The 13,287-nt window shown below is 67.9% G+C and carries 12 protein-coding genes; 6 read left to right on the top strand and 6 right to left on the bottom strand.

What is annotated here, in order from left to right; all coding sequences use genetic code 11:
• Both QSJ34_RS01695 and QSJ34_RS01690 read left to right on the top strand, forming a co-directional pair.
• Positions 1–2,619: a M14 family zinc carboxypeptidase gene (locus tag QSJ34_RS01695; protein ID WP_285569450.1), complete on the top strand. Its 2,619-nt coding sequence runs from the start codon at positions 1–3 to the stop codon at positions 2,617–2,619.
• A gap of 6 nt (positions 2,620–2,625) precedes the next feature.
• Positions 2,626–3,195, top strand: a complete 570-nt coding sequence (locus QSJ34_RS01690) for a UbiX family flavin prenyltransferase (RefSeq protein WP_285569447.1) — start codon at positions 2,626–2,628, stop codon at positions 3,193–3,195.
• A gap of 107 nt (positions 3,196–3,302) precedes the next feature.
• Here the strand turns inward: QSJ34_RS01690 and QSJ34_RS01685 are convergent, their stop codons facing one another.
• Genes QSJ34_RS01685 through QSJ34_RS01675 form a run of 3 tightly spaced genes read right to left on the bottom strand, consistent with a single transcriptional unit; the run spans position 3,303 to position 6,383 of the window.
• Positions 3,303–4,232 (bottom strand): cell division protein FtsX, encoded by a 930-nt coding sequence (locus QSJ34_RS01685; RefSeq protein ID WP_285569445.1) that lies wholly within the window; start codon positions 4,230–4,232, stop codon positions 3,303–3,305.
• On the bottom strand, positions 4,229–5,296 hold the full coding sequence (locus tag QSJ34_RS01680) for a hypothetical protein (protein ID WP_285569442.1): 1,068 nt from the start codon (positions 5,294–5,296) through the stop codon (positions 4,229–4,231). The genes QSJ34_RS01685 and QSJ34_RS01680 overlap by 4 nt, the downstream gene beginning before the upstream one ends.
• A 7-nt stretch (positions 5,297–5,303) precedes the next feature.
• Complete coding sequence (locus tag QSJ34_RS01675; protein WP_285569439.1) at positions 5,304–6,383, bottom strand: DUF4388 domain-containing protein; 1,080 nt, start codon at positions 6,381–6,383, stop codon at positions 5,304–5,306.
• Between the two features lie 114 nt (positions 6,384–6,497).
• On the opposite strand from QSJ34_RS01675, the gene ribB reads away from it, so the two are divergent.
• Genes ribB through trxA form a run of 3 tightly spaced genes read left to right on the top strand, consistent with a single transcriptional unit; the run spans position 6,498 to position 8,448 of the window.
• Positions 6,498–7,619: a 3,4-dihydroxy-2-butanone-4-phosphate synthase gene (gene ribB / locus QSJ34_RS01670; RefSeq protein ID WP_285569437.1), complete on the top strand. Its 1,122-nt coding sequence runs from the start codon at positions 6,498–6,500 to the stop codon at positions 7,617–7,619.
• The gene (locus tag QSJ34_RS01665) at positions 7,616–8,110 is read left to right on the top strand and encodes a Crp/Fnr family transcriptional regulator (RefSeq protein WP_285569435.1); all 495 of its coding nucleotides are present in this window, start codon (positions 7,616–7,618) and stop codon (positions 8,108–8,110) included. Before ribB ends, QSJ34_RS01665 begins: the two co-directional genes overlap by 4 nt.
• Positions 8,111–8,127: 17 nt before the next feature.
• Positions 8,128–8,448, top strand: a complete 321-nt coding sequence (gene trxA, locus QSJ34_RS01660) for a thioredoxin (RefSeq protein WP_285569432.1) — start codon at positions 8,128–8,130, stop codon at positions 8,446–8,448.
• Positions 8,449–8,497: 49 nt separating this feature from the next.
• On the opposite strand, the gene QSJ34_RS01655 is transcribed toward trxA, so the two are convergent.
• The 3 genes from QSJ34_RS01655 to QSJ34_RS01645 all read right to left on the bottom strand — a co-directional run bounded on the left by QSJ34_RS01655 (position 8,498) and on the right by QSJ34_RS01645 (position 11,624).
• Positions 8,498–9,379, bottom strand: a complete 882-nt coding sequence (locus QSJ34_RS01655; RefSeq protein ID WP_285569430.1) for a hypothetical protein — start codon at positions 9,377–9,379, stop codon at positions 8,498–8,500.
• Between the two features lie 61 nt (positions 9,380–9,440).
• Positions 9,441–10,352, bottom strand: coding sequence for an ATP-binding response regulator (locus QSJ34_RS01650; RefSeq protein WP_285569427.1), 912 nt, complete (start codon positions 10,350–10,352; stop codon positions 9,441–9,443).
• A 21-nt stretch (positions 10,353–10,373) separates the two neighbouring features.
• Positions 10,374–11,624, bottom strand: a complete 1,251-nt coding sequence (locus QSJ34_RS01645) for a 3-deoxy-D-manno-octulosonic acid transferase (RefSeq protein WP_285569425.1) — start codon at positions 11,622–11,624, stop codon at positions 10,374–10,376.
• A gap of 316 nt (positions 11,625–11,940) precedes the next feature.
• Here QSJ34_RS01645 and QSJ34_RS01640 point away from each other — a divergent pair, with 316 nt between their 5' ends.
• Complete coding sequence (locus tag QSJ34_RS01640) at positions 11,941–12,957, top strand: CobW family GTP-binding protein (RefSeq protein WP_285569423.1); 1,017 nt, start codon at positions 11,941–11,943, stop codon at positions 12,955–12,957.
• The last annotated feature ends 330 nt before the right edge of the window (positions 12,958–13,287 follow it).

Here is a 13,287-nt window from a genome sequence, read left to right as displayed (position 1 = left end):
ATGCGGATGCCTTCGCGGCCGGCCCTCCTCGCTCTGCTGTGCGCCGCGCCGCTTATGGCGGGCCTGCCGCCGGGGCTGCTGCCTGCCGCGGATCACCGCCCGGACGTGCCCCAGCCCGACCTCGGCACCCGCTACACGCCTCACCACGCCCTGCTGGCCTACGCGCGCGCGCTGGCCGCCGCAGCGCCCGAGCGCGTGCGGATGTCGATCCTGAACGTCACCGAAGAGGGATACGAGCAGCCCTTCCTCGTCATCAGCTCACCTGAGAACCTGCGTCGCCTGGACGAATGGAAGGCCCTCAACGCGAAGCTGGCGGATCCCAGAACCTGCCCGGAGGAGGAGGCCCGCCGCATCACCGAAACGAGCCCCGTGTTCGTCTGGCTCGGCTATTCGGTGCATGGTTCCGAAGCCGCGGGATCGGAGGCGGCCCTGGCGGTGGCCTACCATTTCGCCTCGGCCCGCAGTCCCGAGGTGCTCAAGCAGTTGGACCGCGTCGTGCTCCTCATGGACCTCACGCAGAATCCTGACGGCCGCGCCCGGCACCTGCAGGGTGTGGCTGAAGCCAGCACACCCTTCAAGGCCAACGATCCGCTCGACGCGCAGAACACCGCCCAGTGGCCCGGCGGACGCTTCAACCACCGCCTCTTCGACCTGAACCGCGACTGGGTCTGGCAGACCCAGGGCGAGATCCGCGCCGAGACCGCGGCCTTCCTGCAGTGGAATCCCCAGGTGGCCGTGGATGTCCACGAGATGACGCCTGAATCCTCGTACTACTTCCCGCCCACCATGCAGCCCATCCACGAGGGCCTGCCCGAGGCCTTCTCGGGGCGCTGGCAGGCGACCTTCGGCAAGGGCGTGGCGCGGGCCTTCGACGCCCGCGGCTGGGCCTATTTCAGCCGCGATGTCTTCGACCTCTTCTACCCCGGCTACGGCGATTCCTGGCCTACCTTCCAGGGAGCCGTGGGCATGACCTTCGAAACGGCCGGCCAGGGCGGCGTGGCCTACCGCCGCCAGGACGAGGACATCCTCACCCTGGAGGGCCGCATCCAGCGCCACACGGCTTCCTGCCTCGCCGTGGTGGCCACCGCTGCTGCTGAGCGCCAGGCCCTGCTCTGGGACTTCCAGCAGGCGCGACGGGATCGCGCGGCCCTCGGAGATCGCGCCGGAGCCTTCCTCCTCGGCGAAGGCGAGGATCCCTCCCGCACCCGGGCCCTCGTGGCCCTGCTCCAGCGCAACGGGATCGACGTGCTCCGCACCACTCGGGAACTGGCCACGGCCGGCCTCGAACCCATCGGCCTCGCGCAGGGCGCCGGCCTGCCCGCGGGAAGCTATCTCGTGCCCCTCGACCAGGCGAAGGGCGCCCTGGCCCAGGCCCTGCTCGAAGCCGAGGCCCACATGGGCCCCAAGCCCACCTACGACACCACGGCCTGGAGCCTGCCCATCGCCTTCCACGTGCCCGCCTGGCGCGCGAAAGTCCGGCCCAAGGTCGACGCGGCAACCCTGGTCCCACCGGCAGAAACCGGGCTTCCGGACGCCGCCTGGGGCTACCTGATCCCCGCGGGACACGAGGGCGCCGAAAAGACCCTGGCCGCCCTGCTGCAGGAGGGATTCAAGGCCACGGCCCTGGCGGAACCGGCGCGGCACCTGGATCAACGCCTTCCCGCAGGCACCATCGTCCTGCCCCTGCGCGGCAATCCACCCACGCTCAAGGCACGCCTTCACGCCCTGGCCCGCCAGAACCAGCATCCCGTGCTGCCCACGGACACGGCCCAGATGGGCCTGGGGCCCGACCTCGGATCGAACCGCGCCCTGATCCTCAAGACCCCGCGCATCGCCGTGCTCATGGACCGGCCCGCCAGTCCGACGGCCTTCGGCGCCCTGGCGCACACCCTCACGGAGGCGGGCCTCGCCTTCGTGCAGCTGCGGGCGGATCGGCTCGCGGCGGCCCCCCTGCAGCGGTACACGCACCTGGTGCTCGTCGACGACGAAGCCCAGGGCAAGGGCTGGCAGCAGGCCCTCGGTGAAGGCGGCGCAGCCAAGCTGAAGGCCTGGGTCGCGGAGGGCGGCAGCCTCCTGGCCTTCCAGGGCGGCGCAGCCTACGCGTCGCGCGCGGGGCTGACGGCGACGGGGTACCACCTGCTGGCGAAGGGCGCCGAGGAAGCGCGCCTGAAGGAAAAGGATCCCAAGCGTGAGGCGCCCAAGGTCGACCCCGCCGACCTGGTGCGTCCCTGGGACAAACGGGAGGAACGCAGCCTAGAGGAGAGCATCCCCGGCGCCTTCCTGAAGGTGCGCGTGGACGGCACCCATCCGCTGGCCTGGGGCCTTCACGCCGAGCAGGGCGCCGCCGTGCTCGACACCAGCGACCCGGTGCTCCACCTGAGCGCGGGCGGCGAGAATCCGCTCTACTACGCGAAGGAGGAGCTCAGGGTCTCCGGGCTGTTGCCCAGGGCCATGGAAGCCAAGCTGCAGCAGAGCGCCTACGCCATCCGCGAGAAATCAGGCCAGGGCGCCATCATCCTCCTGGCCGGCGATCCGGTGTTCCGGGCCCAGACGCCGTTCACGCGCCGTATCCTGTTCAACGCCATCTTCTTCGGCGCCTACCGACCCACCAACGACTGAGCGATCATGGGCCTTCGATTCACCCTCGCCATCACCGGAGCCTCGGGCTCCGCCTTCGGCGTGGCGGCCTTGAAGCGCCTCTCCGCGAATCCGGAGGTGGAGCAGGTCGCCCTGCTGCTGTCCCCCACCGGGAAGCGCTGCCTTCTCGATGAAACGGGGCTGACGCCCAAGGATCTCGCGGCACTGCCCAAGGTGAGCCTGCGCGACGAGCGCGACCTCGGCGCCGACATTTCCTCCGGATCCCACCGCCATGACGGCATGGCCATCGTCCCCTGCAGTGCGGGCGCCCTGGGCCGCATCGCCTCGGGCGTAAGCGAAACGCTGGTGAGCCGCGCGGCAGATGTCTGCCTGAAGGAGCGCCGTCCCCTCGTGCTCTGCCTGCGCGAAACGCCGCTGAACCGCATCCACCTCGAGAACATGCTGCGCGTTCACGATGCGGGCGCCGTCGTCATGCCGATCATGCCCGGCTTCTACAGCGGCCCGAAGAGCCTCGACGATCTCTTCGACACCTTCGCCACCCGCGTGCTGGATCAGTTGGGACTCAGCGAATCCGATACCCGGCGGTGGAAGGACTGATTCACCACGGAGACACGGAAAACACGGAAGGGACTCCGAGAAGAGGTCCTGTTTTTCTCCGTGTCGTTCTCAGTGCCCTCGGTGCCTCCGTGGTGAATCTTGGACGATCAGCCCGCGCCTTCCATCAGCGCCTCTTCCTCGCGCTGGGCCTTGCGGGTGGACCAGAAGGCCCAGAGGGCGCCCAGCGCCCCGGTGGTTGCACCGACGAAGGCGAGCAGGAGCATGCTGCCCATGGAAAAGAAACCGAGGCGGGCCAGTTCCACCAGCATGGGCGACAGGCCGCCGACGCCGCGGGACAGGGGCAGCCAGAGGCCGAAGAGGCCGAGCATGGCCAGCACGCTTCCGCCCAGGCCGAGGAAGGCCCCTTCCAGCAGCAGCGGGGTGCGGATGAAGCCTTCGGAAGCGCCGACCAGTCGCATGATCGTGATTTCTTCTTCGCGGGCGAGGATGCTCATGCGGATCACGTTGCCCGTGGCAAATCCCGCCGCCAGCAGCAGCAGCACGCCCAGGGTGGCCAGGGCCGAACGCAGCATGCGCGCCATGCGCTGGAGGTTTTCCAGGCGTTCCTGATCCACGAGGACATCGCCCACGCCGGGCATCCCCTTCAGGCTCTCGCCCACGCCCACGGCCCGGCCCCCCGTGGCCAGATCCTGGCGCAGCGTCAGCTCCAGGCTTTCGGGCAGGGCGTCCTTGCCGGCGCTTTCCAGCAACAGGCCCGCCTCTCGGGTGGCTGTCTGGAACTGCCTGCGGTTCTCCTCGGCCGACAGGCGGCGGACCTCCCGGAAGCGCGGATCGCGCTTCAGACGGACCGCGGTTTCATCCAGCGTCCGGCCTTCGGCCGCATAGACCACCACCTTGGCCATGCCCTCGAGGCGTCCGACGAAGCGGTCCAGGCTTTCCACCAGTAGCAGGCCGCCACCCGCCAGCAGCAGGCCCGAGGCCAGGGTGAGTACCGCCAGGACGTACTGGCCCCGATGACGGAAGAGGTCGCGGAGCACGTCCTGGAGCAGCAGTCCCAGCAGGCGCAGGCTGGTCACGAGGCGTTCCCGTCCACGGCGATGCCCTTGAAGACCGACGCGGTGGGCGAGACCACGACGACCTTGGCGTCCGTGCCGCCGAGGGGGGATTTCCAGATGTAGATCGTGCTGGAGGCGGTGGTCCCGAGGCCCACCAGCCAATCCTTCGTACCGGGATGGGCGAGGACCCGCAGATCCGCCTGGCTCGCGGCGCTGCCCAGGGTCTTGTAGGGGGCCACATTGTAGGTGCTGCCGAACATGCCCGCGGTGAAGACCTGGATCGGCTGGGCCGTGCTGGAGGCATCGGTGTTGTGGCGGGCCACGTACAGGTTGCCGTTACCGTAATCAAATGCCAGGGCCCCGTAGACGCCGAGGGTGGTCTTGTCGCCGAGGATGACCCGGGTGGGATCGAAGGTGGAGGCGGTGCCCTTGCGCAGGCGGGGCCCCGTCAAGGCGTCGATGCCCACGGTGCCCCCATCCTTGAAGAAGGCGTAGACCGATCCCGAGGCCGCGGCCACACCGGTTCCGCCCGTGTCGCCACTCATGGTGAGCGCCTGGAGGGTCACGGTGGCGTCCTGGGTCTGGGCGCTGGCGCCCGCCACCACCCAGATCTGGGTGCTGTTGTCCCCGTTTTCCGTGATGAAGAGGGTGTCGTTCGAAGCGTCCAGGGCGATCTGGCCGAACTTCCCGTTGGTCAGGCGGCCCGTGCTGGACAGGCTGAAGGAGACCACCTCGCCGTTAGGCACCGTGCCGGACTGGGCGCGGATGTTGCTCACCCGCACGATGGTGCCCGCATCCGAAACGAGGTAGAGCGTGCCCCGCTGACTATCGAAGGCCAGACCGCCCCAGGCCAGGTTCGTGACCTTGCTGAAGAGGCTGGACGTGATCTGGTAGCTGGGGGCGGGCGTGGTCGTGCTGTCGTAGACGGTGTTCAGATCCTTCCAAACGAACACCTCGCTGGTGGTGGAGTCGAAGGTGTACAGGGCCACGCCGCTCGTGCCGCCGGAGGTGCCGTCCGGCTCCTTGCATCCCGAAACGAGCAGAAGGAGGGAGGCCAGGAGGCCGGTCAGAACGCGCGATGTCATGGGAACCCTATTTGGTGGAGAAGAGGGCCTTCAGGTGGGTGTTCAGGGTGCGCACCATGTCGGCGTCGCAGCCCGCATCCACCGCGCCTCGGCTGATGGCCAGGGCGAGCCCCTTCACGGCTTCAGGCCCGTCGCCTGAAATGATCTGCTGGGTGGCCCGCGCCTGCAGCCGGTTCACCATCTCGTGCTGCGCCTCGGGCAGCACCATTTTGGCGGCCTGGGCGATGCGCTGGGTGAAGTTCATGAGCTTGACCATGCGCTGGGGATCGTCCATGGGCGCGGGTTTGGGAGCCGACACGGGCGGCTCGCCGCCCACCACGCCACCGCCAACCGTTTCGGGAAGCGGTTCTTCGTTCTCGGGAAAGCCCTGCATCCTCGGGAGCGGACGGGGGGCCTGGAGACGCACGATGGCCGTTTCCTCGGCGGTCGATTCGGGCATCACCGGGCCGGAGGAGGATCCCAGCAGCGTGGACACGGGAACCAGTTCCTTCTCCTTGGCGGGCTCGGCGGCCGGGGCGTCGATCTTGGCGGGCTTGCCCGAGCGGATGCCCTTCATCACCACGTGGCCGGCCATGACCAGGCCGTAGAGGTCCTTCGCCACGGTGAGTACGGGCTTCTGCATCACCTCGGCCAGCTCGGACACGGTGTAGTAGCCCGTGGCCAGCGCCAGCAGCTTGATCTCGCGGGGGTTGACGCCCTGAGGGGTCTCCCCGGGCAGGAGCGTGGAGGCCGGATAGAGGTCCACCGAGGGCACCTTCTGGCTGATGACGCGCCATTCGTCCATGCGCCGCCCCAGTTCCATCAGGATGGAGGCGTTGGGCTTGGTGATGGTGGCGGGCACATCCGGCACCACTTCCTCGAAGCGGTAGCTGCCCTCGAGCCAGAGCGCCACTTCCATCAGCGCCTCGAAGCCTTCCCCGGCATGGGTGACCGCGTGGATGATTCGGCCATCCTTCAGGTAGATGCGCGCCTTGGAGGCTTCCTGCTGCACGTGGAAGCAGCCCGATTTCCCGCCCTGGCTCACGAGCTGGATGATGTCGGGCAGCGGAGCCTCGCGCATAGAGCCTTGGATCACACCCTGGGACATGGGCTGTTCCTCTCGGGAAAATGAAATCGGATGCCCAACCATACCACGGAGTGCGCCCATACCTTGGAGTGCGCCCTTCCCCAGGAAGGTCTCATGAGCGATGCTGGGGGTCCTATGAGCCCCCGCCCCGACTCCCCCTTCGCCCCCATCGAGGAAGCCATCGACGCCATCCGCCAGGGCCGCATGGTCGTGGTGGTCGATGACGAGGATCGAGAAAACGAGGGGGACCTCACCCTCGCCGCCGAGCACGTGAGCCCCGAAGCCATCGCCTTCATGGCCACCTATGGGCGCGGCCTGATCTGCGCCGCGCTCGAGGGCCCGGTCCTCGACAAGCTCCAGATCCCCCTCATGGTGCGCGACAACACCAGCCCCTTCGAAACAGCCTTCTGCGTCTCCGTCGAGGCGCGGGAAGGCACCACCACGGGCATCAGCGCCCAGGACCGCTCGCGCACCATCCAGGCCCTCATCGATCCCGAGGCCAAGCCCCAGCACTTCGTGAAACCCGGCCACGTCTTCCCCCTGCGCGCACGCCCCGGAGGCGTGCTCACACGCACGGGCCAGACCGAGGCCAGCGTGGACCTGGCGCGCCTGGCGGGCCTGCACCCCAGCGGCGTCATCTGCGAAATCATGAAGGATGACGGCACCATGGCCCGGGTGCCCGACCTCGTTCCCTTCTGCAAGCAGCACAACCTCCTCCTCGTGACCGTGGCTGATCTCGTGGCCTACCGGCTGCGCCAGGAACCCCTGGTGAAGCCCCTCGAAGTCCGCGCCATGAGCAGCATCTGGGGGCAGTTGAAGGTCCACCGCTTCCAGAGCCTGCTGGATGGCGGCAGCCACCTGGCCTTCGTGCTGGGGGATCTGTCGGGCGACGGCGAACCGCCCCTCGTCCGCGTGCACGTGGAAACGCTGCCCGACGACCTGCACGGCTTCGAATCCGGCCTCTTCCAGAAGGCCATGGGCGTCCTCGCCAAGGAGGGCCGCGGGGCCCTCGTCTACCTGCGCCGGCACATCCACACCCCCGGCGTGGCCGAGGAGGATCACGCCCAGCCCCAGGTCATGAGCGACCGGGATTTCGGCGTGGGAGCCCAGATCCTGCGGCAGCTGGGCATTGGTAAAATGCGCCTCCTCAGCCGGCATGAAACCAAGTACATTGGCCTACGTGGCTTCGGCCTCGACCTCTGCGCCCACGTGCCACTGGAACCCCCCGCGGCCCACCCCTCCACGGAACAGCATTGATCGATGCCGCTTTCCTGACCCAGTCCCCCTTGTTCAGGAACCTGGACGAGATGGAACGGGCCCAGATCCTCATCATCGGGGACGTGCGTTCCTATCCGGCCGGACAGGTGCTCTTCCGGGAAGGGGATCCGGGGGACGGACTCTACCTGGTGGTGAAGGGGTCGGTGCGCATCTCCAAGCAGAGCGTGACCGGTGAAGAGGCCCTGGCGGTGCTGGAGCCCCCTGCCTTTTTCGGCGAGATGGCCCTCATCGATAGTGCGGCCCGGGCAGCGGATGCCATCGTCAACGAGGATTCAGTGCTATTCTTCGTGCCGCTCCAGGGCCTCCGCTCCCTGATCGAAGCCCAGCACCGGATCGCCCTGAAGATTCTCTACGCCTTGTGCGAGGTGCTCGCCCAGCGGTTGCGGGAAACCAATGAACGCTACATGAACATCTTCACCATTGCCCAGTGGGGGGGCGCCAACCCCGACGGCCCCCTTCCCGTCCCCTGAACTTGAAAGGAGTTCCCATGTCCGACCTCGTCGCCCACATCACCGACGCCGAATTCCCCCAGGCCGTCGCCCAGGGTGTCACCCTCGTGGATTTCTGGGCCCCCTGGTGTGGCCCCTGCAAGATGATCGCCCCCGTGCTCGATGAACTGGCCTCCGAAATGAAGGGCCAGGCCAAGTTCGTGAAGATGAACGTGGACGAGAACCCCCAGGTGGCCGGCCAGTTCGGCATCATGAGCATCCCCACCCTCATCGTCTTCAAGGACGGCAAGCCCGTGAACAAGCTCGTCGGTGGCCAGCCCAAGCCCCAGCTCAAGGCCTTTGTCGAAGGCGCCTTCTGAGCCAGCCCGATCCTCGATGAAACGGCGCCGAAAGGCGTCGTTCTTCGTTTCAGGGCTGGCCCTTGTCGGGGCTGCGGAGCCGGCGGACCTCGCCTTCCAGCTCCGAATGGCAGGAGGGGCAGACCATGTGACTGAACCGGGCTTCGCTCCGCTGGTGGATGAAAGCCTCCACGTGTTGCCAGGTGCCGTGGTCGTCCCGGACCCGCTTGCAGTAGTCGCAGGTGGGGATAAGCCCCCGCAGGGCCCTCACGTTCTTGAGGGCGCCTCGAAGCTCGGCCAACAAGCGCGACCGCTGCCGCAGCAGGACACGGTCCTTGGCGCGCATCACCGCGAGCTTGAAGAGCAGGCGGTTGATGAAGACCCAGATGGCCACGCTGACCAGCAGGCTGGAAAGCAGGGTGAAGACCTCGCCCAACAAAACGTCCAGCCCCGTCCAGAACCAGAAGGCCCCGGCGCAGAGTCCCAGTGTGGTGCCCTGCACCAGCAGGAAGCGCCAGCGCGACCGGAAGGCCACCGCCGCCCCCATCTGGATGAGCATGAAGGTCGATATCTGCACGGCGCCCGGCAGCACCGCCACGAGGAAGATCCCGTTGGCGCTGGCGAGGGCCACCAGGAGGAAGCCCACGTTCTCCACGTCCCGCAGCAGGCGGTTGAGGGGCTTGATGAAGTAGCCGGCCAGGTAGAAGAGCGCCATCTCGGCCAGGGATTCCAGGACCAGGGTCCGCTTCAGAGGCGTCGCGCTGTACCGCTCCAGGCGCCAGAGGGTCAGGAACAGGAAGAAGTGCCCCAACCACAGGGCCACGCTTTCGTAGGCGCGGAGCACCTGCTCCTCCCACTCGTCCGAAACCCGTTCAACCAGAATGGGCGGCGCGACGGCCTCCTCGCCGACATCCGGCAGGCCTTCCCGGGTGGTTTCCGAGGCTCCCGACATGCGCCTTCATCCCTCTGGAGAACCCTTCGGTTCCTGGAGGTGGCGGGTAAAGAATCGGCCTCTATTTTCTCCGGAGCACCAGCCGGATCTGGTTGCCCTTGTCGTTGAAATGGACCTCGTCCATCACCAGCATGATGAGCGGCAGGCCCCGGCCGCAGTGGGGCGCCATGTCTGAGTCCCCGGGCAGCGGCGAGATGCGGCTGGCGTCGAAACCCCGGCCCTCGTCACTGATCTCCAGTTCGAAGCGCTCCGTATCCATGGCCAGGCGCACTTCGATGAGGCGGCCCGCATAGTGCGGATCGGCCATCCGCTGATCGCGCAGCTGGACGTAGGGATCCTCCTTCGCGAAGAGGTCGCCCTTGAGACTCGATTCCAGCTCGAGGTTGCCGTGTTCCAGTGAGTTCACCAGGGCCTCGTGGAAAGCCATGGCGATGACGTCCAGGTTGCTCGTGGAGGCGAAGCCCATGGGCACCAGGCGGTCCGTCAGGTGACGCACGAGGATGGGCACGTCCAGTTCGTCCGAGCGGAAGAGGAAGTGGCGCCGCTCGTTCACCAGGCCGCGCAGGCCGTCGTCCGCCAGGCGGATGTCCCGGTGCAGGTCCACGAGGTGGAAGACGCTCTGCACCATGTCCCGGATGGCGATGGGCTTCATGAAGAGGTTCGAGGCCCCCATGCGCATGGCGCGGATGGCGTAGTCCACCGAGGCCTGGCCGGTCATCAGCACCACGGGGAGGCGCGGCTGCAGGGTCTTCACCTTGTGGATGACGTCGAAGCCATCGAGGCCTTCCATGTTGATGTCGGTGATGACCAGATCGAACTGGGGGGCCGAGGGATTCTGGATCAGCTCGAGGGCCTGGGCGGCGTCCGGGTAGGCGTGCACCTCCATGCCGTAGTGCGCCAGCGCGGACTGCACCATGTCCAGCACCGCCGGGTCGTCATCGATCAGCAGAATGTGGGCGGCCCGTCGAATCATGGAAGCTCCGTCTGGCCGATTCTATCCAACCGGCGGCAGATAGGGTGCAATCAATGCCCAGGTCCGATCGAGGGCTCCCGCCAGCTCTTCCGGCAGCGCGCGTCCCGGGGTCGGCCTCAGCGGAGCTTCCGCCAAGGTGGCGAGAACCTCGCGTTCGAGGTGTTCGGCCTCGACCACCTGAAGGCGCCCCGCCTGCAGGAGGGGCGGCACCAGATCCTCGAAGTTGGCATAGCCGAGCCCGAGCAGCGTCGGCAGACCCGCGCGGACGGGCTCCAGGGGATTGTGCCCGCCGCCGGCGGTCCAGCCGCCCGCCACGAGGGCCACGGTGCCTTCGGCATAGGCGGAGGGCAGCTCTCCCAGGGTGTCCAGCAGCAGCACCTCCACCTCGCGCCAGGCCGCCGTCTCCGGCCAGGGCCCAGAGGCCCGTCGGAAGGCCAGCCCACGCGCGGTGAACCCCTCGGCCACGGCCTCGAAGCGCCTGGGCTGCCTCGGCGCGAGGATCAGGCGCAGTCCGGGCACACGGGCCTTCGCGCCCATCCAGGCCTCGAGGGCCAGGTCCTCCTCGCCCGCCAGGGTGTTGCCCACTACCAGCACGGGGTGCTTCGCCCAGGCCGTCCGAAGCCCGTCCCAGCCTGCATGCAGGGGACGGGGCGGAGGCAGGTCCGCCTTGAGGTTGCCGCCCAGTTGCACGTCCGGGGCGCCCAGGCGTTGGAAGGCCCCGGCGCTGGCCCGGTCCCGGGCCGCCACCCGCGTCAGGCGCGACGCGGCCCGCCGCAGCCAGGGGCCGCCGCGATGAAGGGACTTCTCAGTCAGGCGCCCGTTCACCACCAGGCGCGGCACGCCGCGGATCTCCAGGGCCTCCAGCAGCCCCGGCCAGAGTTCTGTTTCCAATGCGAGGAAGGTTCCGGGCGGATGAAGGAGGAAGGATTCCAGTCCGGCGGGATCGTCCAGCGGGAAGGCCCCGCCCGTGATGCGGCCCGTGCCGCCATCCCATTCCGGCAGGCGCCGCGCCAGCAGATCCAGCCCCGCGGGCGTGCCCGTGCTCAGGTGGACGCGGTGGCCCGATTCCCGCAGACGGCCCACCAGGCCATCCGCCAGCAGGAGTTCACCCACGCTCACCGCATGGAGCCAGACCCAGCGACCCGCCGGCAGATCCGGGGCCTCCGCCTCCAGGCGCACCCGCCAGCCCTGGGGCAGGCCCCGGGCACAGGCCCGGGCCGCGGCCCCGGCCAGAGAAACGGCCAGTCGGTAGCTGAGGTCGAGTGAATCCACGCCTCAACGCTCTCACAATTCCAGGCTTGTGCGGAATTTTGGAATCGAAAAAGCAGGCGAGACGTGGACCAACCTTGGCGATGGTGTTTTCAGCCAATCCCGCGATTTCAGCGATAACCGATTCACAAGGGCGAAAGGAATATTTAAAGCGGAGGAAAGCGGAAGGGGAGAGGAAAGCGGAGGCATGGGGTAGCGTTGCACCCGATTTTCTCAGCTATCCTCAGCGCCTCGGCTACCCTCCGCTTTTGAATTCCTTCCTCGCTGACGCCTCAACCCGTTGTTGGAACAGGGCCGACTTGGGCGGCATCATGGAGGGATGGACGGACCCGCCCCCCTCGACATCCTCATCGTCACCGGCCCCCTGGGCGCGGGCAAAACCACCGTCGTCAACCGGCTGCTGAAGGCCGAGGTGGCCGCCTCCCGCCGGGTGGCCGTGCTCATCAACGAATTCGGCGCCGTCAGCGTGGACGGCACCCTGGTGGACACCGAGCGGCCCGAGCTGGCGGGCGTGGAGAACCTGGTGAACGGCTGCGTCTGCTGCAGCCTGCGCGACGATGTCATCACCACCCTCAAGGCCTGGTGCGATCAACCCGAGGCCCAGCGCCCCCAGCGCGTCGTGCTGGAGACGACGGGCCTGGCCGATCCCACGGACCTGCTGGATCTGGAACAGGAGCCCGCGCTGGCGGGGCGGTTGCGCCTGGCGGGCCTGCTGACGGTGATCTCCTGCCTGGCCCCCGTGGACCATCTGAAGACCAAGCCCCTGCTCCACCGCCAGGCGGCCCTGGCCAGCCTCATCCACCTCAGCAAGGCCGACCTCGATCCCTCGGGCGCGGTGGCCTGGGAAAGTGAACTGCACGCGGCCTTCCGCCATATTCCGCTGGTGGCGACGCGCCAGGGCGTCGCGCCCGAAGGCAGCCCCGATCCCTGGCTGGGCGATGTGCGGCCCCTGCCCGAGGGTTGGGAAGCCAGCGACAGCACCAGCTTCGCCGAGGCCCGTTCGCTCAGCCTGCACTGGGATCATCCGGTGGATCCGGCGGCCCTGGAGGCCCTCCTCCTCGCGTCGCCCACCCAGGGCGAGCTCCTGCGCGCCAAGGGTGTCTGCGCCTTCGCCGGCTGGGCCGCGCGCAACGACGGCAGCGACCGCTGGGCCTTCCAACTGGCGGACGGGCGCCTGGAGATCTCGCCCCTGCCCCTTCTGGCCGACGGCACCGCAGCGGCCTGCGTAGCTGTGGCCATCGGCACGAACCTGGATCACACGCAATGGAAGAAGGATCTGCGCGGCCTCGAAGTGGCACCCGAAGGCGCCCGCCGCAAGGTCACCCTCCGGAACTGAGATCGCTTCTGTCTTCCCATCTGGCCTGAGTCACGCGATCGACCGATGAAGGCCCTCCTTATCACCGTTCATCACTGTCCATCACCGGTTGCCCTTTTTTCTTTCGCCGCGGCTTCCCAGCGAAAAAGACAAGGCCATGAAGCCGGTGATAAACGGTGATGGACGGTGATAAAGGCAGACCGGTTGGATCTTCCCGAAGGTCCCCACACCGTGCATCCCCGTCGCGGTGCGAAGAAAGGAGGTCATGGTTGCGGCCCCTCGGGGGCTGAACCAAGCAGCCGAGGCCGGTCCTTGGTATGATCGCAGGTCCCTCTGGGAAAGTTCGCAAGG

Origin of the sequence: Geothrix limicola (assembly GCF_030268085.1) — a bacterium.
GTDB lineage: Bacteria > Acidobacteriota > Holophagae > Holophagales > Holophagaceae > Geothrix > Geothrix limicola.
The sequence above is the reverse complement of the archived record's forward strand: the minus strand, read 5'-3'. Positions and strand labels throughout refer to the sequence as shown.